Origin of the sequence: Streptomyces sp. NPDC057963 (genome assembly GCF_042887155.1) — a bacterium.
Classification (GTDB): Bacteria; Actinomycetota; Actinomycetes; order Streptomycetales; family Streptomycetaceae; genus Streptomyces.
On record NZ_JBHVPX010000011.1, the window covers coordinates 253,484 to 275,887 of the forward strand.

Annotated in this window: 17 protein-coding genes; 10 read left to right on the forward strand and 7 right to left on the reverse strand. The window is 70.9% G+C overall.

All coding sequences use genetic code 11. The features are described 5' to 3' along the window. Positions 1-7 precede the first annotated feature (7 nt). Entirely contained in the window at positions 8-1,615 is a 1,608-nt protein-coding gene (locus ACFVT1_RS25800; protein ID WP_389799530.1) for a carboxyl transferase domain-containing protein, read from the reverse strand. Positions 1,616-1,982: 367 nt separating this feature from the next. On the opposite strand from ACFVT1_RS25800, the gene ACFVT1_RS25805 reads away from it, so the two are divergent. The 5 genes from ACFVT1_RS25805 (at position 1,983) to ACFVT1_RS25825 (ending at position 8,125) form a co-directional block, all read left to right on the forward strand. Next, on the forward strand, positions 1,983-3,263 hold the full coding sequence (locus ACFVT1_RS25805) for an ATP-binding protein (protein ID WP_389799532.1): 1,281 nt from the start codon (positions 1,983-1,985) through the stop codon (positions 3,261-3,263). 135 nt (positions 3,264-3,398) lie between these two features. Next, entirely contained in the window at positions 3,399-4,004 is a 606-nt protein-coding gene (locus ACFVT1_RS25810; protein WP_389799535.1) for a TetR/AcrR family transcriptional regulator, read from the forward strand. Between the two features lie 185 nt (positions 4,005-4,189). After that, positions 4,190-5,659, forward strand: a complete 1,470-nt coding sequence (locus tag ACFVT1_RS25815; RefSeq protein WP_389799538.1) for a glycosyltransferase — start codon at positions 4,190-4,192, stop codon at positions 5,657-5,659. 91 nt (positions 5,660-5,750) lie between these two features. Then, entirely contained in the window at positions 5,751-7,265 is a 1,515-nt protein-coding gene (locus tag ACFVT1_RS25820) for a DUF6056 family protein (RefSeq protein ID WP_389799539.1), read from the forward strand. An 80-nt stretch (positions 7,266-7,345) separates the two neighbouring features. Next, complete coding sequence (locus tag ACFVT1_RS25825) at positions 7,346-8,125, forward strand: phosphatase (RefSeq protein ID WP_389799540.1); 780 nt, start codon at positions 7,346-7,348, stop codon at positions 8,123-8,125. Between the two features lie 170 nt (positions 8,126-8,295). Here the strand turns inward: ACFVT1_RS25825 and ACFVT1_RS25830 are convergent, their stop codons facing one another. From ACFVT1_RS25830 to ACFVT1_RS25845, 4 genes are all read right to left on the reverse strand, one after another. Next, complete coding sequence (locus ACFVT1_RS25830) at positions 8,296-9,171, reverse strand: acyl-CoA thioesterase (protein WP_389799542.1); 876 nt, start codon at positions 9,169-9,171, stop codon at positions 8,296-8,298. A gap of 18 nt (positions 9,172-9,189) precedes the next feature. After that, positions 9,190-10,347: an acyl-CoA dehydrogenase family protein gene (locus ACFVT1_RS25835; protein WP_389799543.1), complete on the reverse strand. Its 1,158-nt coding sequence runs from the start codon at positions 10,345-10,347 to the stop codon at positions 9,190-9,192. Between the two features lie 276 nt (positions 10,348-10,623). Beyond that, a complete protein-coding gene (locus tag ACFVT1_RS25840; protein WP_389799545.1) occupies positions 10,624-11,064 on the reverse strand; it encodes a peptidase inhibitor family I36 protein in 441 nt (146 codons plus the stop codon). Between the two features lie 329 nt (positions 11,065-11,393). Beyond that, positions 11,394-12,404: a helix-turn-helix transcriptional regulator gene (locus tag ACFVT1_RS25845; RefSeq protein WP_389799547.1), complete on the reverse strand. Its 1,011-nt coding sequence runs from the start codon at positions 12,402-12,404 to the stop codon at positions 11,394-11,396. 160 nt (positions 12,405-12,564) lie between these two features. Here ACFVT1_RS25845 and ACFVT1_RS25850 point away from each other — a divergent pair, with 160 nt between their 5' ends. Then, complete coding sequence (locus ACFVT1_RS25850; RefSeq protein ID WP_389799548.1) at positions 12,565-14,226, forward strand: MFS transporter; 1,662 nt, start codon at positions 12,565-12,567, stop codon at positions 14,224-14,226. A 180-nt stretch (positions 14,227-14,406) separates the two neighbouring features. Here the strand turns inward: ACFVT1_RS25850 and ACFVT1_RS25855 are convergent, their stop codons facing one another. Next, positions 14,407-16,065 (reverse strand): alpha/beta hydrolase, encoded by a 1,659-nt coding sequence (locus tag ACFVT1_RS25855; RefSeq protein WP_389799550.1) that lies wholly within the window; start codon positions 16,063-16,065, stop codon positions 14,407-14,409. A 675-nt stretch (positions 16,066-16,740) separates the two neighbouring features. Between ACFVT1_RS25855 and ACFVT1_RS25860 the strand changes: the two genes are divergently transcribed. The 3 genes from ACFVT1_RS25860 (at position 16,741) to ACFVT1_RS25870 (ending at position 19,218) form a co-directional block, all read left to right on the forward strand. After that, positions 16,741-17,574: a thiopeptide-type bacteriocin biosynthesis protein gene (locus ACFVT1_RS25860; RefSeq protein WP_389799553.1), complete on the forward strand. Its 834-nt coding sequence runs from the start codon at positions 16,741-16,743 to the stop codon at positions 17,572-17,574. Position 17,575: 1 nt separating this feature from the next. Next, positions 17,576-17,881, forward strand: coding sequence for a hypothetical protein (locus tag ACFVT1_RS25865; protein WP_389799555.1), 306 nt, complete (start codon positions 17,576-17,578; stop codon positions 17,879-17,881). 128 nt (positions 17,882-18,009) lie between these two features. Next, the gene (locus ACFVT1_RS25870; protein ID WP_389799558.1) at positions 18,010-19,218 is read left to right on the forward strand and encodes a lanthionine synthetase LanC family protein; all 1,209 of its coding nucleotides are present in this window, start codon (positions 18,010-18,012) and stop codon (positions 19,216-19,218) included. 57 nt (positions 19,219-19,275) lie between these two features. Here the strand turns inward: ACFVT1_RS25870 and ACFVT1_RS25875 are convergent, their stop codons facing one another. Next, the gene (locus tag ACFVT1_RS25875) at positions 19,276-20,769 is read right to left on the reverse strand and encodes a PucR family transcriptional regulator (RefSeq protein ID WP_389799560.1); all 1,494 of its coding nucleotides are present in this window, start codon (positions 20,767-20,769) and stop codon (positions 19,276-19,278) included. A gap of 121 nt (positions 20,770-20,890) precedes the next feature. On the opposite strand from ACFVT1_RS25875, the gene ACFVT1_RS25880 reads away from it, so the two are divergent. Continuing rightward, positions 20,891-22,366, forward strand: a complete 1,476-nt coding sequence (locus tag ACFVT1_RS25880; protein ID WP_389799563.1) for a sodium:solute symporter — start codon at positions 20,891-20,893, stop codon at positions 22,364-22,366. Positions 22,367-22,404 lie beyond the last annotated feature (38 nt).

Sequence of the window (22,404 nt, forward strand, 5' to 3'; positions counted from 1 at the left end):
CTGTTCCTCACATCCGGAAGACGCCGAAGCCGGGTTCGCCCAGAGGGGCGTTGGCGCAGGCGGTCAGAGCGAGCCCCAGCACCTGCCGGGTCTCCATCGGGTCGATCACACCGTCGTCCCAGAGCCGGGCCGTGGCGTAGTACGCGTTGCCCTGGGTCTCGTACTGCTCGCGGATCGGGGCCTTGAAGGCCTCCTCGTCCGCCGCGCTCCAGTCGTCGCCCAACTGGTCGCGCTTGACCGTCGCGAGGACGGAGGCGGCCTGCTCGCCGCCCATGACGGAGATCTTGGCGTTGGGCCACATCCACAGGAAGCGGGGGGAGTAGGCGCGCCCGCACATCGAGTAGTTGCCCGCCCCGTACGACCCGCCGACCACCACCGTCAGCTTCGGCACGCGGGTGCAGGCGACCGCCGTCACCATCTTGGCGCCGTGCTTGGCGATGCCGCCGGCCTCGTAGTCCCGCCCCACCATGAAGCCCGAGATGTTCTGCAGGAAGACCAGCGGGATGCCGCGCTGGTCGCACAGCTCGATGAAGTGGGCGCCCTTCTGGGCGGACTCGGAGAACAGGATGCCGTTGTTGGCGACGATCCCGACCGGATGGCCGTGGATACGGGCGAAGCCGGTGATCAGCGTCGTGCCGTACTCCGCCTTGAACTCGGCGAACCGCGAGCCGTCCACCACCCGGGCGATCACCTCGCGCACGTCGTACGGCGTGCGGGAGTCGACCGGGACGGCCCCGTACAGCCCGGCGGGATCGACCTTCGGCTCCTCGGCCGACTGCACGGACCACGGGAGCGCCCCGCGGTCCGGCAGGGTGGCGACGATGTTCCGCACGATCCGCAGCGCGTGCGCGTCGTCCTCGGCGAGATGGTCGGTCACCCCCGACGTACGGGAGTGCACCTCGCCGCCGCCGAGCTCCTCGGCGGTCACGACCTCGCCGGTGGCGGCCTTCACCAGCGGCGGTCCGCCCAGGAAGATCGTGCCCTGGTTCCGTACGATCACGGCCTCGTCGCTCATCGCGGGGACGTACGCCCCGCCCGCCGTGCACGACCCCAGCACGGCCGCGATCTGCGGGATGCCGGCCCCCGACATCCTGGCCTGGTTGTAGAAGATCCGCCCGAAGTGCTCCCGGTCCGGGAAGACCTCGTCCTGCATCGGCAGGAACGCGCCGCCCGAGTCGACGAGATACAGGCAGGGGAGCCGGTTCTCCAGCGCCACCTCCTGGGCGCGCAGGTGCTTCTTCACGGTCATCGGGTAGTACGTGCCGCCCTTGACGGTCGCGTCATTGGCGACGATCACGCACTCCCGGCCGCTGACCCGGCCGATCCCGGCGATCACCCCGGCCGCCGGGGCGGCGCCGCCGTACAGCCCCTCGGCGGCCAGCGGGGCCAGCTCCAGGAACGGGGAACCCGGATCGAGCAGGGTGTCCACCCGGTCCCTGGGCAGCAGCTTGCCGCGCGCCACGTGCCGGGCGCGTGCCTTCTCACCTCCGCCGAGCCTGGCCGTGGCGAGCCGCGTGCGCAGCTCGTCGGCGAGCGCGTGATGCGCCGCCTCGTTGGCCTGCCAGGCCTCGGAGGCGGGATCGGCCGCGCTCGCCAGCACCGGTGCCTGCTGCATCCTGTCGAGCCCCCTTGCCCGTACCGCAGTTGTTAATGACCGTTAACGTCTGCCTCAAGGTTAACGACCGCTAACAGGCTTGTCCAGGCCGCTCGGCCGTCGCGTGCGGTGCTGCGGCGGGCGGCGGGCGGGCGTGTCGCACAGGAGGCGGGGGCCGGGAGGCCGGGAGGCGGGAGAGAAGGGGCGGGGAGGCGGGGGATGCTGTCGGCCGCCGGGGCTTCCCCGAGGGGCGGGCGCCTGCCCGACCGGTCGACGGGTGTCCGATCGGCGCGGAGAATGAGGAGGGCCGGAAGCGGGCGGGGCGGCCGGGCGGTCCGCGATCTGGGCGGCGGCGGGGCGGGGGCGGCCTGCTGACAAGGTGGCGATGATGCCGACGTGGCGATTGCGGGACTTCCGTGACGACGACTTGGACCGGGCGATCCAGATCTGGGATCAGGACCGGCAGGCGGACGACACGCCTCCCGTGTTCCCCGTCTCCGAGGTCATGGCCGCGGCCCGGAGCGGCGGGACCGCGGTCGTCGCGGTGGTCGGCGACGAGCCGGTGGGTATGGCGGTGGCGCAGGCCCAGGGCGAGCGGGCCTGGATCACGCTGGTGGCGCTCGCGAGGATGTGGCGCAACCGCGGGATCGGGAGCGCCCTGATCGCCGAGATCGAGCGGCGCCTGCACACCCAGGGGATACGCCGGATCGGTGCGCTGCTCGCTCCGGGGGTGGTCGGCTGCGCAGCACTGGAGAACTCCGGCTACCACGCACGTGACGGATTGACCTTCTACGAGAAGGTCGAGCATCTCGGCGCGAGCGACGCGGGTCTGCTTGCGGAACTCGGCGGGAGGGTGCTGCCGCAGGGGCTCTGGAGTGCCCTCGCGGGCATGGAGCGGGAGAAGGAGGCCATCGAGCGGCGGATCGTGCTGCCGCTGGCCGAGCCCGTGCTGGCCGACCGGTACGCGGTGACGCCGCCGAAGGCGGTCGTCCTGTTCGGCCCCCCGGGCACCGGAAAGACCAGTTTCGCCAAGGCCGTCGCCTCCCGGCTGGCCTGGCCGTTCGTGGAGCTCTTCCCCTCCCGGCTCGCGGCGGGTTCCGCCGGTGGCCCGGCCGCCTCGCTGCGGGACGCGTTCGCCGATCTGGCGGAGCTGGAATCCGTTCTGCTGTTCATCGACGAGGTCGAGGAGATCGCCGGCGTCCGGTCCGGCCGGGCCGTCGACCCCAGTCACGGAGTCACCAATGAACTGCTCAAACTGATTCCCGGTTTCCGTGACCACGACGACCGCCTGCTGATCTGCGCCACCAACTCCGTCCGCTCCCTCGACCCGGCATTCCTGCGCCACGGCCGGTTCGACTACGTCATCCCGGTCGGTCCCCCCGACCCGGTGGCCCGAGCGGCGATCTGGCGGCGCTACCTCGGCGCGGCCGCCGACCGCGTCGAGCTGCACCGGCTGGTGTCGGCGAGTGAGATGTTCACGCCGGCCGACATCGAGTTCGCCGCCCGCAAGGGCTCCCACGCCGCGTTCGAACGCGAAGTCGCCGACCGCAAGGGTGCTCCGGCCGGCACCGAGGACTACCTCGCCGCCATCGCCGACACCCGTCCCACGCTCACCGACCAGGCGCTCACGGAGTTCGGAGAGGACATCGAGCGCCACGCGCGCCTGTGACGCCACGCGCGCCTGTGACGCCACGCGCGCCTGTGACGCCACGCGCTCCCGGGGCGGTCGCCCCGCGCTGCTGCGGCCGCCGCCCGGCCGCGCTTGGGTTAACGCTCGCTAACCCGACTGTCTAGAATCGAATCCATGACCACCAGGACGGACGCTCCCACCCGCCGCGAGCAGATCCTCAGAGAGGCCGCCCGCCTCTTCGCCGAGCGCGGCTTCCACGGCGTCGGCGTCGACGAGATAGGCGCCGCCGTCGGCATCAGCGGCCCCGGTCTCTACCGGCACTTCCCCGGCAAGGACGCGATGCTCGCCGAGCTGCTGGTCGGCATCAGTGAGCGGCTGCTGGCGGGCGGGCAGCTGCGTGTGTCGGAGGACGCGGCCCGTGGGGACGGTTCGCCGCAGGCGTTGCTCGACGCGCTCATCGAGGGCCACATCGACTTCGCCCTCGACGACCGCCCCCTGATCACCCTCCACGACCGCGAGCTGGACCGTCTCCGGGACGCCGACCGCAAGCGGGTCCGCCAGCTCCAGCGGCAGTACGTCGAGGTGTGGGTGGAGGTCGTCCGCGAGCTGTATCCGGACCTGCCCGAGCACGAGGCCCGCGCGGCCGTCCACGCCGTCTTCGGGCTGCTGAACTCGACTCCTCACCTGGGCCGTCCGGGTGCACAGCCGGACCGCGCCGGCACGGCGGCGCTGCTGCACCGGCTGGCCCGCGGGGCGTTCGAGGCGGCGGCCCGTCCGTAGGGCGTGCCCGGCGGGTGCGTCCGCGTTCCCCGCCCGGCCGTGAATATATGAATTGATGCGAGAAGGGCGAGGTGCTTCCCCATATTCCCTTTCCTTTTCCTCGACGAGCTCCGTCGGTCGCAGTGTCGAGTGGCCCCCAGGCATATGGTTTGAGCTGTCTCGCCCACGCCTGATGGGGAATTTAAATGAAAACATGTCAGGTTTCGATCGTTGTCCCCTGTTTCAATGAGGACGAGGTCATCGAGGTATTCCACCGTGCGTTGATCTCCGCCCTCGAACCGACTCGGCGGACCTTCGAGATCTGTTATGTCGACGACGGCAGCAGCGACCGGACCAGGCTCCGGATCGGTTCACTCGCCACCGCGGACCGACGGGTCCGCTACACCTCCTTCAGCCGTAATTTCGGCAAGGAGGCCGCCATGCTCGCGGGACTGCGCATGTCCCGCGGCGACGCCGTCGTCCTCATGGACGCCGACCTCCAGCACCCGCCCGAACTGCTGCCCCGCATGCTGGAGCTGCGCCAGCACGGCTACGACCAGGTCGTCGCGCGGCGCGACCGCGTGGGGGACGGAGTCCTGCGCACCCTTCTCAGCGCCCTCTACTACCGGGCCATGGGCCGGTGCATGGACGTCGAGGTCGTCGACGGCGAGGGCGACTTCAGGCTACTGTCGCGCACCGCCGTCGACGCCGTGCTCGCGCTGCCCGAGACCAACCGGTTCTCCAAGGGGATCTTCTCCTGGATCGGCTTCGACACCGTCGGCTTCACCTACCGGAACACCCAGCGCGCGGCGGGACGTTCGAAATGGGGCGGCAGACGCCTGCTCAACTACGGGATCGACGGGCTCATCTCCTTCAACAGCCGTCCGCTGCGGCTGGCCATCCACATCGGCCTCGGGCTCGCGCTGGCGGCGCTGGGATACGCCCTGTGGACCATCGCCGGCGTCGTGCTCCACGGTGTCGCCGTACCCGGCTACACCACCCTGCTGACCGCCGTCGTGGCACTCGGTGGAATCCAGCTCGCCACGCTCGGTGTCATCGGCGAATACGTGGGACGCATCTATTACGAAGCGAAACGCCGCCCGCACTATGTGGTGCGCGAGACGAGCGAATCCCCGAAGGCGGTACCGGTCGACATTCCGGCAGAGGGCCATTCGGGTCCGTCCGGTCCCGCGGCCAGGAGGCCACCGGCGGGACGCACCGGGTCGACCGCGCTCGGCGCGTCCCGGTTCCGCACCGTGCGCCAGTTCATCGCTTTCGGGATGATCGGAATCGTCAACACGGCGGTATATCTCGGGGTGTACGTCTCGCTGAACACCTGGATTCCCTACCTGGCCGCGCACGTCATCGGATACACGGTCAGCATCGTGGGCTCGTTCCTGCTCAACTCCTACATCACCTGCCGGACGAAGCCGACCTGGCATGCATTCGTCCGGTATCCGCTGTCGAGCGTCGTCAATCTCGTCCTCACCGGCGTCCTGCTCTACCTCGGCGTGAGCAGGCTGGGCATGGACAAGAACATCGCCGCCGTGGCCGCGGGGATCCTCGCCACCCCCTTCTCGTTCCTGCTCGCCCGCTGGGCCATCGACTCCGGTGCCGCCCTGGCCCGGCAGGGTGCCGGCCCGGCCGAGAGCAGTGCCGGACACACCACACCGTGACCCCACACCGGACACACCACACCGTGACCTCACACCGCCTGAACCTCTTGGCGCGCAAGACGCGAGCAACGTACGAAGGGCACCAGTGCACATGACCACGGACACGTCGAAATCCGCCGGCACCCAGGCGGGGAGCGAGGAATCCCCCCGGCCGCAAGCCCGGCCGGGCCCCGCGCGGCGGTGGGCGACGATCGGGACGGCGGGCCTCGCCCTGCTGCCGCTCACCCTGCTCGGCGCGGCCTTCTGGGCCGGCCGGCTGGTCCGCCCGGGAGGGGACGACTGGTGCTTCCTCCCGGTCATCCGGGACGACGGCGCCTCCGGCATGATCGGGAAGTTCTTCCTCCACGACAACGGACGCATCGCCAACGCGCTGCTCGTCATCGCGTACGGGGCCTTCGGCGTCCCGGGCCACCAATGGTTCGCGCTGGTCAGCGGGGTGCTCATGCTGGGCATCCTCTGGGCGCTGATCGCCTCCGCGCTCAAGAAAGCCGGGCTGACCGCGCCACGCGGGCTCGCGCTGCTGGTGGGCGCGACGACGGCGGTGCTCTTCTTCTTCGCGTCGCCCAACCCGTACAAGGCGTTCTACTGGCCCGCCTCCTCCGTCTCGCACACCGTCGCACCGGTGCTGGCCTGCGCCGCCGTGATCCCCCTGCTGCGCGCACGGACGCGGCGGGGGCGCGCCTTCGCGCTGGGCGTCGCGTATCTGGCGGGGATCTTCATCGGCACCCTGTCGGAGGAGACGGCGGTCGTCGCGTTCGTCGTGCTCGCCACCGCCCTGCTGATCAGCCGGTGGGCCCTTCCCGGGGCCGGCCGGACCCGTACCCGCGTCTGGTGCGTGGTCGCCTTCGCCGGGGTCGCCGTCGGGACGGCCATCCTGTACGTGTCGCCCGGCGCACGCGCCCGGCGTGAACGGTTCGGCGCCGACAGCTCCTCCATGTTCGGTCCGGAGGCGCTGACCACGGCGCTGCGGGAGTTCGGGCACATCCTGGGGACGATCTTCACGACCTGGCAGTACCTGGGAGCGGTCGCCGTGGGTGTGCTGCTGGGCCTGCTGGTGCGCGGAGGCGGGCGCGGAACGGACGGGCCGGAGGGGTCCCTGCGCCGCAAGCCCCTCCTTCTGGTCCTTGCCGGGTTCCTCGCCTTCCTGGTCTCCGGCTACCTCTGCATCGTCGTCGCCCACCCCGCCTTCGGGGCGAGCGTGGTGACCGCGTCGCGGATCTGGGGCGACTTCCTCCTGCTGCTCGTGCTGCTCCTGGTCGGCGTCGGGGCCCTGCTGGGACGGGCGCTGCGGGGCGGCAGGCGGGGGATCCGCGCGGCGACGGCGGTGGCCGCCGCAGTCGCGTGCGCCGCGGCCTGTGCCGGTCTCGCCGTCCCGCTGCTCCAGCTGGAACGGCAGATGGACGTGCGCGCCCAGCACTGGGACCGGCAGGACCGGTGGCTGAGGGGACAGGCGGCCAAGGGCGCCCGGGTGCTTCCGTACACACCGGTGTCGGTCAGCGGGATGGGGGAGCCGTTCGGCGGCCACGGCAAGAGGCCGTGGCCGGCGGCCTGCGTCGCCACGTACTACCACCTGGACAAGATCACGTACTCGACCCGGCTTCCCTGAGCGGGCGGCCGGTCCGGACGGGGCCGGCCGTCCCGCAGGACACCCGGCACACTGCGCACACCTGACGGCACAATGGGTTCATGCCGATACCCAGCCGTGCCGCCCTCGTGGAACACCTCGTCCGTACGCGCATCGCCGGAGACGTCGCCACACCCCGCGACAACAATCTCTCCCACTACCGCAAGCTCGCCAACGGCGACCGTCACTACTGGCTGGGCCTGGAGCTCGGGGACCGGTGGCGCGACGAGCAGGACGTGCTGGCCGTGATGGCCGAGCGCTGCGGGGTCAGCGACGACCCGGAGCACCGGTTCGGCCAGGACACCATCGACCCGGAGCTGACGGTCGACGCCCTGGACCGGATGGCGGCGCGGCTGCGGAAGGCGGCGGAGGGCGCGCAGCGCGTGCTGTTCGCGACCGGGCACCCGGGAGGGCTCCTCGACGTGCACCGGCAGACCGCGCAGGCGCTGCGGGCCGCCGGGTGCGAGATCGTCCGGATCCCCTCGGGGCTGGTGGCCGACGAGGGCATGGTGTTCCAGTTCGCGGACGTCGCGGTGCAGGAGCGCGGCGCGACGCTCTGGCACACGCACTCGCCCGCCCCGATGGCCGCGATCCTGGACGGTCTGGAGCGGGAGGGCCGGCCGCTGCCGGACCTGGTGGTCGCCGACCACGGATGGGCGGGGTGCGCCGCGCAGCGCGGGCTGGACGCGGTGGGGTACGCGGACTGCAACGACCCGGCGCTCTTCCTCGGCGAGGCGGAGGGGACGCTCCAGGTGGCCGTGCCGCTGGACGACCATGTGCTGGACCCGCGGTTCTACGACCCGCTGACGGACTATCTGCTGGACGCGGCGGGGCTGCTCTGACGCCACCGGGGCGGTGCGCTGACGTCACCGGTGCGCTGAGCTGACGTCATTGGGGCGGTGCGCTGCCGGTGCGGCTCCGGCCGCTCACCCGCCGGGCGGCCGCGGAACCGCCGCCCGGCGCCGGGCCGGGACCGGGCCGACCCGGCGGACGGACGGGTACCGCTCTCCGGTCAGTCCCGGGGGACGCGGACCACGCCCTCCTGGATGACGGTGATCGCCAGCCGGCCGTCCTGCGTGTAGATGCGGGCCTGGCCGAGCCCGCGCCCGCCGGACGCGGACGGCGACTCCTGGTCGTACAGCAGCCACTCGTCGGCCCGGAACGGCCGGTGGAACCACATCGCGTGGTCCAGGCTCGCCCCGACCACGTCGCCGACCGTCCAGCCTCCGCGCCCATGGGCGAGGAGCACCGAGTCGAGCAGCGTCATGTCGGAGACGTACGTCGCCATGCAGACGTGCAGCAGCGGGTCGTCCGCGAGCTTGCCGTTGGTGCGGAACCACACCTGGGAACGGGGCTCGCGCGGCTCGCCGACCGTGCCGAAGGGCGGGGCGTCCACGTACCGCAGATCGACCGCGGCCCGCGCCTCGATCAGCCGGTCCACGACCCCCGGATCGCTGAAGCGGTCCGCGTACCGGGGCAGCATCTCGGCGGCCGTGGGCAGCGTCTCCGGGTCCGGCGCGGGCGGCATGGCCGCCTGGTGCTCCAGGCCCTCCTCGTACGTCTGGAAGGACGCCGACAGATGGAAGATCGGCTGGCCGTGCTGGACAGCCACGACCCGGCGGGTGGTGAAGGACCGGCCGTCCCGGATGCGGTCGACGCTGTAGACGATCGGTGCGCCCGGGTCGCCCATCCGCAGGAAGTAGGAGTGCAGGGAGTGGGCCGTGCGCGCGGCGGGGACGGTACGGCCCGCGGCGACCAGGGCCTGGGCCGCGACCTGGCCGCCGAAGACACGGGGAACGACCGCCGAACGGCTCGTACCCCGGAAGATGTCCCGCTCGATCTGCTCCAGGTCGAGCAGATCGAGCAGGGATTCAAGTGCTGAGCTCATGGAGGGAACGTAACCGCTCTACAGGCCCATGGACTTGGCGATGATCGACTTCATGACCTCGCTGGTACCGCCGTAGATGCGGTTGACCCGGTTGTCGGCGTAGAGGCGGGCGATCGGGTACTCGTTCATGTAGCCGTAGCCGCCGTGCAGCTGGAGGCAGCGGTCGATGACGCGGTGCGCGACCTCGGTGCAGAACAGCTTCGCGGAGGCGGCCTCGGCGGGGGTCAGCTCCCCGGCGTCGAGGGCCTCGATGGCGCGGTCGCAGACGGCCTCGGCGGCATCCACCTCGGCCTGGCAGGCGGCCAGCTCGAACTTGGTGTTCTGGAACGACGCGACGGTCTTGCCGAAGACGGTGCGCTCCTGCACGTAGGTCTGGGCGAACCGGACGGCGGCCTTGGCCTGCGCGTACGCGCCGACGGCGATGCCGAGGCGCTCCTGCGGCAGGTTCTGGCCGAGGTAGGAGAAGCCCTTGTTCTCCTCGCCGAGGAGGTCATCGACCGGCACCTTCACATCGACGAACGCCAGCTCGGCGGTGTCGGAGGTGCGCAGCCCCAGCTTGTCGAGCTTGCGGCCGACCGAGTAGCCCTCGGCCTTGGTGTCGACGACGAGGAGGGAGATGCCGTGCCGGCGGTCGTCCGCCTTGGGCGCGTCCGTACGGGCGCAGACGATGACCCGGTCGGCGTGGACGCCACCGGTGATGAACGTCTTGGCGCCGTTGAGGACGTAGTGCGTGCCGTCCTCGGAGAGCTTGGCGGTGGTCTTCATGCCGGCCAGGTCGGAACCGGTGCCCGGCTCGGTCATGGCGATGGCGTACATCGTCCGGCCGCTGACGAAGTCCGGCAGCCAGCGCTTCTTCTGCTCCTCGGTGGCGTACGCCTTGATGTACGGCAGGCAGAGCAGCACGTGCACACCGGAGCCGCCGAAGTTCACGGCCGCGCGGGCGCACTCCTCGGAGATGATCGCCTCGAACTTGAACGACTCGACCCCGGCGCCGCCGTACTCCTCCGGCACCTCGATGCCGAATATGCCCAGGTCGGCGAGCTTGTAGTAGAAGTCGCGGGGCACCTGGCCCGCCGCGAACCACTCGTCGTAGACGGGGGCGACCTCGGCCTCGATGAAGGCGCGGATGGTCTCCCGGAACGCCTCGTGGTCCTCGTTGAATACCGTACGGCGCACGGGGGTGCCTCCTTGGTCAGCTGCGATCGGCTTCGGGCGAGCTTCGGCCAGGTTGGCTAAGCGCTTGCTCAGTCCTGATCAAAAGTTACCCGGCAGTCATCGGCGCTGTCCAGGGTGATGCTCAGCACGCCCGCCCCGGCGGTCCGGTCGGCGCTACGGTCGGCATTCCGGTCGGCGGTTCGGTCGGCGGTCCGACCGGTGTTCCGGCCGTGGACGCGCAGGAGCCCTTCCCGGCCGCCGGCCGGGAAGGGCTCCTGGTGCCTTCTCCGCTGCTGTCTACTGGGGCTTGAACGAGCGGATCTGGTAATTCCCCTGGAGGTTGCCGCCCTTTCCGGCGGCGGTGGAGCCGACCCGGGCGTTGTAGTTGGTCTGGGTGTAGTACTGCACGCGATGTCCGGTCGCGTTCCACACGGAGCGGACGTTCTGGCCCCGCTGGATGAAGGAGCAGTTGTCGGCGGTATTCGCCCGCTGCTTGTCCGACCACTGGCAGCGGGTACCACCTCCGTTCCAGTCGCTGTAGATACAGAAGTAACCAGGGCTGCAGTTGTAGGAAGCGCGGGAGCTCCCGACGGCGGCGTTCGCGCCGGTGCTCTTCACGGTGGTGCTCTTCATGTTCTTCACGGCGGTGTTCTCGGTGGCCACGGCGGTGGCGGGCCCGGTTCCGACCCCCAGGGCCAAGGCGATCGAGGTGACGGCGAGCGCGGCGATGCGGTTCATGACGGAGACCTCTTCTCCTGACAGTGATCAGGGCTCTGTCCCTGGTCACCGGCAGCCTGGCACGGCTGTGACCTGCGCAGACAGGCGCAGATACAGGGCGCTCGAAGCCCGCTCGGGGAGGTGCGGCACTCCGGCGCGAACGGGCGCCCGGCGCGATCGCCTGATCAGAGGCATGGCTGCCTCATACGTTGCAGGTACAGGGCCGTAAGCGGCACGCCCCCCCACGACGATCAAGCGAAAACAGGACGCCGAAACCCTCCCTCACCCCGAAGGAAACCATGCCTGACCGGTAGGAATCAGACCATCACGTTCGGTTGAGATACGGCTTGTCAGGAGGGGATTCCGGCTGACGGCCCCGAGTGCTCGCCGGTCAGGGGTATCTCGACGTCGAGGCGGCCGATCACTTTGCGGGCCGCTTCGGCGAGTTCGGGCGGGCCTTCGACGGTGAAACGGCAGTCGAAGGTGACCAGGAAGCCGATGAGCGCCGACCACGACCACGCTCCCATCTGAATCCGGGTGATCCGCTCGTCGATCGCTTCGAAACTCGCCGCGCCCGGAGCCCATTTCGCCACCAGCGTCGCGGGGCACTCCATCAGGACGGTGCCCCAGCAGGGCCAGGTGTCTGCGGTATCTCCACGATCGGGCTGGCCCTGGACGAAGCGGGTGATGTCCGCTCCGGGAACGTCCCGCCGGCCGAATCGCCAAGCGGTGGGGACCAGATCTCTGATGCGGTCGAGCCGGTAGGTATGCCAGGAGTCCCTGTGCTGGTCGTAAGCCACCATGTACCAGCGTCCGGACCAGACGACGAGCCGGTGGGGTTCGGCCAGGACCTCGCTGTCCTCCACCGAGTCGAGGTTGATGGAACGGTAGGAGAACCTCACCAGCTCACGTTGTTGCGCGGCGGCGCTCAGTTGCACCAGCAGTGCGGGATCGACCTGGGGCGGGGCAAGCTCCCAGGCGTTCTCGATCTGTTCGATCGAGAAGGTCGCAAGCCGGCGGGCCAGGTGGGGCGGCAGGAGCTCCTTGATGGAGTTCAGCGCACGCTTCGTGGCGTCCCCCATGCCGGTCACCGAGGCCGGCGCCGTCTGGAGGGCCAGCGCGATGGCGATGGCCTGCTCGTCGTCGACTATCAGCGGAGGCAGTCGCGCTCCGCGGGACAACCGGTAATAGCCGGAAGGGCCTTTCGTCGCCGTGACGGGGTAACCCAGTTCGCGCAGCCGATTGATATCGCGCCGGACGGTCCGCGGGGACACGCCCAGCCGCTCGGCCAGACCGTTGCCGGTCCACTCCTTCTGGGCCTGAAGCAGACTGAGAAGTTCCAGCGTTCGGTTGGCGATCACGGATTGCCCTCCGGATTGGTGTCAGTAGAGGTCAAAGTACGTCCTCTTCTGCTGTCAAGGTGCCACTGGCTCGGGGGCGGGACGCGTCCCCGCCAACCCCAGTACCTCGCCCTCGGCGACCGATCCGGGTGCGTTGCATCGAACAGAGCGGAGGAACGCAGTGTCCGAGAATCCAGCTCGGCCCTCACCGACCGACCGGGACGCCTGGTTGGGCTTGGTCGCCATTTCCCTCGGTGTCTCGCTGGTGGTCGTGGACTTCACCATCGTCAATGTGGTGATGCCGCCGATCATCGATGACCTGGGGATCTCGGCTTTCGGTGCCCAGTGGATCCAGGAGTCCTACGCGATCGTTCTGGCCGCTCTGCTGCTGGTGATGGGCCGCTTCTCGGACATCCTGGGAGCGCGCAGGCTGTTCCTGATCGGAACCGTGATCTTCGGACTGGCCAGCATCGCCGCAGCGCTGTCGCCCACCGGGGATCTACTGATCGCCGGCCGACTCGCGCAGGGTATCGGCGGCGCGATCATCATGCCGACGTCGCTGGCTCTGCTCAACATGACCTTCCGGGGTCCGGACCGCGGCAAGGCCTTCGCCATCTGGGGATCCACGATCGGAGCGGCCGCCGCGGTCGGACCGCTGCTGGGCGGCTGGCTCGCCGACTACTCCTGGCGGTGGGCCTTCGGCATCAACATCGTCGTCGTACTGCTGATCCTTGTCGGCGTCATGAAGTTCCTGCAGAAGTCCCCTCGGCAGCCAGGAAGGATCGACGCTGCCGGCGGAGCGCTGTCGGTGCTGGGCCTGGGACTTCTCGCGTTCGGACTGATCGAGGGACGCAACTACGGGTGGTGGGAGCCGCGGAAGAACTTCGGTCCCTTCGGGGACGGGGTGAATCTGTCGGTCATCCCGGTCGCCCTGGTCATCGCAGTGGCATGCCTCCTGCTCTTCCTGTTCCTGCAGGTGCGGTTGACTCGGAAGAACGGTACGGCGCCGCTGATGGACACCTCGCTGTTCGGCATCAAGTCCTTCAGTACGGGCAATATCGCGACGCTCGTCATCGCGTTGGCGGAGTTCGGCATGCTCGCCGTGCTGCCTCTGTGGCTCCAGTACACCCTGGGGTATTCCGCGGTCCAGACCGGGCTGCTGGTCTTCGTCGTCGCGATCGGCAGTTTCTTCGCGAGCGGCGCGAGCTTCGGCATGGCCGAGAAGGCCGGTCCTGTCGGCCTGGTCCGGATCGGCCTGGTCCTTGAGGCCATCGGTCTGTTGATGTTCGGTCTGCTGGCCGGCAGCGACTCCCCGTGGTGGGTCATCGGAACCGCCCTGTTCCTGTACGGCATGGGGGTCGGTTTCGCCACTGCGCAGGTCACCAACGTCGTCCTGGCGGACGTACCGCCGCAGCAGGCCGGCCAGGGATCCGGAATCCAGAGTGCCGCGCGCCAACTCGGCTCCGCACTCGGCATCGCGATTCTGACGTCGACGTTCTTCACGGCGCTGGCCTCCGATCTGTCGGATCGGCTTGTCAAGCAGGGAACGCCCGCATCCGGAGCGGACCAACTGTCCTCGGTGGTCTCCGACAGCGCCGGCGCGATGATCTCCGGGCTGAGCGAGAACCCGCAGACGGCATCCGCCGCTGACGCCGCTCGTGATGCCATGTCCCACGCGATCCGGATCAACGGCTGTACCTGCGCCGTGCTGCTGGCACTCGGACTGCTGGCGACCTTCCTCATCCCCCGGCCCAAATCGGATGCCCGGCAGTGGGGAGAGGAGCACGCACACGGCGTGGCGCCGGACGCCGCAGTCAACGCCGGACAGACCCGCGCCTCCTAGAGAGCGCCTCCTGCTCAGTGCCGGGACCGGCCGGGCGGCGATAGTTTGCGCGCCTCAATCCCCGCCGGCGGAGGCCTGCGGCTCCTGCATACCGGCCACAGAGACCTCCCGGCGGGATCCCGCCGGGAGGTCCCGCCCCATCTTCAACGGGTCATGCGGTCATGGGCCGTGCGGCCGGGCTCAGAAACGGTCCGGGGCACGCTCCGGGAGCGGCGACCCGGGGAGCACGTCCCGCTTCTGGTTCTTCCGTGCCTCCGCGTTCGATTCGGCCGTCGCCTTGCAGGTCACGTCCTTCGCCGGGAGCTTCCCGGTGAGCAGGTAGTTGTTGACCGTGCCGTCCGTGCAGGCGTTGCCGTTCGGGTAGACGCCATGGCCCTCGCCGCCGAGGACGGTGACCATTTTCGAGCCCTTCAGGTCGGCGTGCAGGGCCTGACCGCTGGGCAGCGGGGTCTGCGAGTCCCACTCGTTCTGGACGACCAGGGAGCCGACCTTGTTGTTCACCTTGGTCGCCGGTTCCACGGACTTGTCCCAGAACGCACAGGGCTTGATGCTGGACGCGAAGTCACCGTAGAGCGGGTAGCGGCCCTTGTCCTCGATGGCGTCCCGCCGGTAGCTCTCAGGATCGCGGGACCATGCGGCCGAGTTGTCGCCGCACACCACGGCCCAGAAGCTCGCCGTGGAGTTGTCGGACGGGATCTCGGCGGCACCGGCGGCGGCACCGGCGGCGGCGCCTGCCGTCCCGGTTCCCTCGGATCCGGCGAACGCCCCGAGCCTCTTCGCGGAGGCGGGCTCGCCGGCCGCGGCCTTCTTCAGCTCCACGATCGCCTCGGTGGCCTCCTTCGGGCTGAAGACCGCCCCGCGCATACCGCTCCGGATGTCATCACCGGTGGTCGGCTGTCCCTCTACCTCGATGGGCTTCTCGTCGGCCTGCGCGACCAGGTCCCAGAAGGTCCGGTCGACCTGCTTCGGAGTCTTACCGAGGCCGTACTTCTCCGAACGCTCGGCGGCCCACCCGGTCCACCGGTCGAACGCGGGCTCGGCACCCTCCGCCCACCACTGGATCATCCCCCGCCAGGCGCGCGCCGGATCGACCGCGCTGTCCAGCACGAACCGGTCGGCCCGGCCCGGGAAGAGCTGGGTGTAGACGGCGCCCAGGTAGGTGCCGTACGAGTAACCCACGTACGAGATCTTCTTCTCACCGAGGACCGCCCGGAGCAGATCCATGTCGCGCACGGTGTTGCGCGTGGTGATGTGCGGGAGCGTGTCGCCCGCTTTCTCCTTGCACTTCTTCGCGACGTCGCGTGCCCAGGCGACGTCCTTGTCGAACGTCTTCTCCTTGTACGGCCGCAGCCAGTTCTCCTCCTCCGGCTCCAGACCGCAGGAGACCGGGCTGCTCCGTCCCACACCGCGCGGGTCGAAGCCGATGAGGTCGTACTTCTGCTGTGCGGATTTGGGGAGTTGCTCCTGCATCGACAGCGGCATGTAGAGCCCCTGTCCCCCCGGGCCGCCGGGGTTGGAGAACAGGACACCGCGCCGTTTGTCGGGCGCGGTGCTCCTGATCCGGGATATGGCTAAGTCGATTTGCTTGCCCCCGGGTGCCCGGTAGTCCAGTGGAACCTTGATCGTGGCGCACTCGAACTCCGCCGGAGCGGCGGCTTCGCACCGCTTCCACCGGGGCTTCTGCTTCACATACCGGTTCAGCGCGCCCGTGGCGGGGGACGAGGAGGCGGTCGACGGGGTGGCGGCCGGAGCGGCGGTGGCCGTCGAGGTGGCGAGCGCGGGAGCCAGCGTTGCCGTGATACTCACGGCCAACAGGGGCGCGAGACGTCGTCTGTGCATAATATCGTTCCTTCCGGTCGCATGTTCGGACAGGGAAGATCTTTCAGGAACCGGCCATGCGCGCGGATCCCCCGCCGGGCTGCACTTCCCCTCCATCCTTGGCGTGACGCAACACCCCTTGTCTGGTACCTGAGTTGTAGGCGACGGACGACCCTCGTCGGCTTGATGTCCCACGCCGCTCACTCCGGATCTCGCGGACTGCGGGACGGCCTTTCGCTTCACGCCGGGTCGCATCAGAGGTGACCGTGACCACTCGTCCGTGCGACGGCGCGGACGGCTGCGCGTTTTCCTCAAGGGCCGCGCCAAGCGCACACCCGTTCATAATGTGACTAATTGCTATATACCTTTCAGCTGGTGCGAAAGCGGGAAATGAGCTGAATGAGGGACCGGGAGGGTGCCTGTGCCAGAGGGCGGGGCGATTCCCGCCCGGCTCGGTGCACCCGATCGACCGACAGGCGCTGCGGGCACCTCGCGCGTCCCGTGATTCCGCAGGCGACACAGAGCGAACCAAGGGCTTCTCCCGATGTCCGAGCGATTCCGCGGCAGCACTCCGCGGTCCGCGGGACGCCCTGCCATGAGCAGGCCGGCGAGCCGGCAAGGCAGTCGGACAGACCGCCGGACAGACCGCCGGACAGACCGCCGGACAGCCGGGCACACACGACACACGGAGGTCCCATGGTGAGGGTGGAGCACCCGGAGGCGAGCTGGGTACAGGTGAACCTGGCCCCGCGGTCGAGTGCGTGGCCGCGCCTGTACGCCTGGATCGCCGACACGGCGCGCGACCTCCTCGACGCGCACACCGCACACGCCTTCTTCTTCATGCACAAGCCGCCGGGGCTGCGCATGCGCTTCCAGGAGGCCGGGGCGGACGACGCCGTCGGGCTGCGGGTCGAACTCCTCGGCCGTCTCACGGAGTTCGACGGGCTCACCGCACCGCCGGTGTGCGCGGTGTACGAGCCGGAGTCCTACCTCTTCGGCGGCCCCGCCTCCATGCCGTGGGTGCACGGGGTGTTCACGGCGGACTCGCTGGCCTGGCTCGACCACCACGCCCTGAGCGCGGGAGGAGGCGAACAGGCCCCGGCCGACTGGCAGTTCTCGCTGGCCCTGCTGCGCGAGATGTTCGACGGATTGCACATCGTCGGCTGGGAACACCGCGGTGTCTGGGAGGCGGTGCGCACGGACACCGGACGTGGTCTCGACGACGGTCTTCGGGACGCCGGGCTCCGCCTGGCGGCCCAGGGCATCCGGGACTACTGGGAGCGGCCTCGCGCGCGACTGTTCGAAGATGTGCCCGAGGACCGGCGCGCGGCGCAGGAGCTCCATGGCGAGGCGGTGCGCAGGGCCGCGGACCGCTGGCGCACCGGCTACTTCGAGTCCGGTGACGCGGTGCGCGGCCCGCGCCGGGCCGCCGCCCACGCCGTGATCTTCCACTGGAACCGGGGACGGCTCTCGCATGCGCGGCAGAGCCTGGTCACCGAGGCCCTCGCCGGGTACGGGACGGTGGACTGACATGGCCCGGCCCCGGAACGGCACCGGTCCCGCCGAACCCGGTACCGGTCCCGCCGAACCCGGCGCCGATCTCCGTACCCCTGCCCGTCGCGATGTGCCCGGCGGCCGCGACGCCCTGCACCGGGGCGCGCCGGTGGCCGCCGAGGTCATGCTCAGGCTGCCCTTCGACCGTACCGCCGAGGAACTGGCGGCAGCCGCTGCCGTCGCGCTCACCAAGAAGTCCCCGGCAACGCCCGCACCCCGTGAGGGCGTTGCCGGGGCGGCCAACCGCGCACAGGTGGACGTGACACGTCCACTGCCGAGTTGAACGGAGTCACCCGGACCGGTCCGGATGGCTTCCCGCCCCGGAGGCCGCCGCGAACCCTTTCCGGGTGGCTTCCCACCCCGAAGGCCGCCCCGGACTCTTTCCGGGCGGCTCCCCGATCCGGAGGCCCGATGACCCCGCACGGCCACGCCCCGCACCGTCCGGCTCTCGACATTTCCCTCCAACTCCTCGACAGCTTCCCGGATACCGGGGGCGCGACGCCCGACCCGGGCATTCCGGTACTGGCCTCCGTGGTCGCGGAGACGAACGACCCGGCCGCGGTGGTGACCGCCGGACGCGCGGTGGCCGCGTGGGCGCGGACCGTCGGCCGCGGACCCTGCCACAACGGCCTGTACGACGGCGGGCTGGCCGGAACCCTCGTCGGCCTGCGACTGGGCGCCCGCATCCACCCCGTGCTGCACCGCGCCGCCGACCGGCTCCGCGACCACCTGCTGGACAGGGCCTCGACGCGCCCCTGGCGGACGGCGGACGTGGGCCTGCCCGACTACGACCTCATCAGCGGACCGTCCGGCACGCTCCTCGCGCTCTGCGCCGGTACGCCGCAGCCCACACGCGGCCAACTCCGGCCGTTCGCCGAGCACTTGGCCGTGCTCTGCGACAGCGGGGACCTGCGCCGGCTGCGCACCGGCCAGTACCCCGGCCACCCGCTTCTGGGCCGGGTGAACACCGGGATGGGCCACGGCGTGGCCGGGCTCACCGCCGGGCTCACCGCCGCGGTCCGCCGCGTCGGGCCGCGCCCGCGGCTGCTGACCCCCCTGCGCCACGCCGCCCACTGGCTGGTGCGGCAGTCCTTCGACGACGCCCGGTCCGTCCGGAGCTGGGAGGGCGCCGGGCTCGACGGCCCGCCGCCCGCCGGGGCACGGGCCCGCCAGGCGTGGTGCTACGGCTCCCCCGGCATCACCTGGGCGCTGTGGGACGCGTCCGACGCGCTGGGGGACCGGGCGACGGCCGACTGGGCGGCGGCCGCGTTCACCACCCTCGCGCAGCGGTACGACGAGGACTTCCACCTCTTCGGCGATCCCCTGACGGACCGGCTCGGACTGTGCCACGGAGCCGCGGGCGTGCTGGCGGTGGCGGACGCCTTCCACCGGTGGGCCCGCCTGCCGGCCGCGGCGACGCTCAGCGCCCGCCTGGTCGAGCACCTGAACCACCGGCTGCCGGAGGCCCTCGCCTCCGGCGGCCCCCGGACCACCCCGCCCGGGAGAGCCCCGGGCGCGCGGACCTCCCTGCTCGACGGAGCCCCGGGCGCCCTGAGCGTCCTCCTCACCGTCACCCACGGCACCTCACGCGACTGGCTGCCCTGCCTCGGCCTGCGATAGCGGCACATCCGCACCCCGACCCGCCGCACCCCGACCCGCCGCGCCCCATCCCGCCCGTCACCGTTGCCGCAGCGCGAACCACAGCTCCGTCCGTACGTCCATGTCGTCCAGGTCCACGTCCAGCAGTGCCGTGCACCGGGCGATGCGCTGGCGGACCGTGTTGCGGTGGACCTGGAGGGCCGTGGCCGTGCGGTCCCAGCTGCCGTGCAGGCTCAGCCAGCAGCGCAGGGTCTCGGCCAGGGGATCGGTGAGCGGGGCGAGGAGGGCGCGGGCGTGGGCCTCCGCCTGGTCGGGCGGGATCAGAGCGGTCAGGCCGAGGCCGGGGCCGGCGTGGTGGTGGGCCAGCGGGGTGCGGGTGGCCGCCGCACGGCCCAGGGCGCGGGACGCCTGGCCGTCGGCGAGGTCGAGGGCGGTGATGGGGGCGGGGGCGGAGGCGCCGAGCGTCCAGCCGGGCTGCGGGGTGATCCGGTCGTCGCCGGGGACCAGCACCCGGACGGCGTCGCCGCCCCGGCCCGCGTCGACCAGGGCCGATCCGAGGGCGGCGCCCAGCGCTCCGGCGGTCAGCGGGTCCACCGGGCCGTCGCCGCTGCGGCGGGCGTGCACCACCGTCCACCGCTCGGCGCCTCCGAGCAGCGGGGCGACGTCCTGCGGGTCCGCGCCCAGCAGCAGCCGTACGAGGGCCGCGGACCGGCCCGCCGCGTCCGCGCCCTGGTGCGGGGCGGCCAGCAGGGAGAGCAGCACGACCGCCACCCCGGCGATGGTGTGGTCGCCCGCCTCGCGCCGGTCCGTCGCCAGTGCCAGGACGAGGCCCTGGCCGCCGCCCAGCGCGTACGCGGACAGGTGCGCGTCGCGCACCGTGTCGGTGGCGGACGTCGGCGCGGGGCGCGTCACGGCGCAGACCACCCGGGTGAGCCGGGCCAGCGCCGCGCCGACGTCGGGGGCCGGGCGGCGGCCCGCTGTGTGCAGCTCCTCCCCGTCCGCGGCGAGCAGCACCGCCCGGCCGCCCAGCTGGGCCGCCAGCTGGTGCAGCACCGCGGGGACCGGGTCGGGCCGGGCCGCCGCCGTGGCCAGGGCCTGCTGCGCCCGGGTCACCCGGCGCAGCTCGCGGTGCCGGGCCTCGGCCATCAGCCGCCACACCGCCCGCGCGATCGCCGTGAACGGTGTCTCGGGCGGCACCTCCACCAGTGGCAGACCCTGCCGGTCGCACGCCTCGATCAACGCCTGCGGCACCGTGTCGAACACCGGCGTCACCCCGAAACCGAGCGCCGCGGCCCCTGCCTCCCTCAGCCGGGCCACATAGGCGTCCGGGTCCTTGAGCAGCACCCCGGCGCTCAGCAGCAGCTCACCGCCGAGCAGATACGGGTACGGGTCGGCCATCTCCGAGGTGTGCACCCACAGCAGATCCGCCTCGGCCGGACCCGCGATCCGGCGCAGCCGGAGCTCCTCACGGGCGAGCAGCTCGGTCAGCGGGATCGGGGGTGTGGGGGGAGCGGCGGGGGAGACGGCGGACGGGGGAGTGGGCGGGGTGAACCCGGCCGAGGCTTCCGGCATGGATGGTCCATCCATCAGTGACTGCGATGATGGATGAAACGTACACTTCAGCGCCGCCTGCGGGCCACCTACCGTCTTCACCGTGTACGACGTGCACACCTGACGGGAACGGAGGAAGCCCATGGCTGTCGACTACGCGGTGATCATCGTTTATCTGGCCGGCATGCTCGCCATGGGCTGGTGGGGCATGCGCCGCGCCAAGTCCAAGAGCGAATTCCTGGTGGCGGGCCGCAGGCTCGGTCCCTGGATGTACTCCGGCACGATGGCCGCCATCGTCCTGGGCGGTGCCTCCACCATCGGCGGTGTCGGCCTCGGCTACCAGTACGGGCTCTCCGGTGCCTGGATGGTCTTCACCATCGGCCTCGGGCTGCTCGCCCTCTCCGTCTTCTTCTCGGCGCGCATCGCCCGGCTGAAGGTCTACACCGTCTCCGAGATGCTCGACCTGCGCTACGGCGGCCGGGCCGGGATCATCTCCGGCGTCGTCATGTGGGCGTACACGCTGATGCTGGCGGTCACCTCGACCATCGCGTACGCCACCATCTTCGACGTCCTCTTCGATCTGAACCGGACCGTCGCGATCATCCTCGGCGGCGCCATCGTCGTCGCGTACTCGACGCTCGGCGGCATGTGGTCGATCACCCTCACCGACATGGTGCAGTTCGTCGTCAAGACCATCGGTGTGCTGCTGCTCCTGCTCCCCATCGCGGTGATCAAGGCGGGCGGCTTCAGTGAGATGAAGGCCAAGCTGCCCACCGAGTACTTCGACCCGCTGGGCATCGGCGGCGAGACGATCTTCACGTACGTGCTGATCTACACCTTCGGCATGCTGATCGGCCAGGACATCTGGCAGCGGGTGTTCACCGCGAGGAGCGACCGGACGGCGCGCTGGGGCGGCACGGTCGCCGGTACGTACTGCCTGGTGTACGCGATCGCGGGCGCCGTCATCGGCACCGCGGCCAAGGTCATGTACCCGAAGCTGCCCAGCGCCGACGCCGCGTTCGCGACCATCGTCAAGGACGAACTGCCGGTGGGCGTCCGCGGGCTGGTCCTGGCCGCCGCGCTGGCCGCCGTGATGTCCACGTCCTCCGGAGCGCTGATCGCCTGCGCCACCGTCGCCAACAACGACATCTGGTCCCGGCTCAGGGGCGTGGTGTCCCGGGGCGGCGAGGCATCCGGCGAGGCGCACGACGAGGTGAAGGGCAACCGGGTCTTCATCCTCGTCATGGGCGTCGGTGTCATCGCCATCGCCATCGCGCTCAACAACGTGGTCGAGGCCCTGACCGTCGCGTACAACCTGCTCGTCGGCGGGCTGCTGGTGCCGATCCTCGGCGGTCTGCTGTGGCGCCGCGGCACCGCGGCGGGCGCGCTGGCCGCGGTGTCGGTCGGCGGCGTCGCCGTGATCGGCCTGATGGCGACGTACGGAATCCTCGCCAACGAACCGGTCTACTACGGGCTTCTGGCCTCGCTCGCGGTGTACGTGATCGTCTCCCTGGCGACGAAGCCGACCGACGCGGCTGTACTCGCCGCCTGGCGCGAGCGGCTGGCGGGGCGCGGTGCGGACGACCCGGCGCCCGCCGAGGAGCCGGTCGCCACATGAGCAGGGCCCCGTGTTCCGCGCGCCGTCGCACCCCGCAC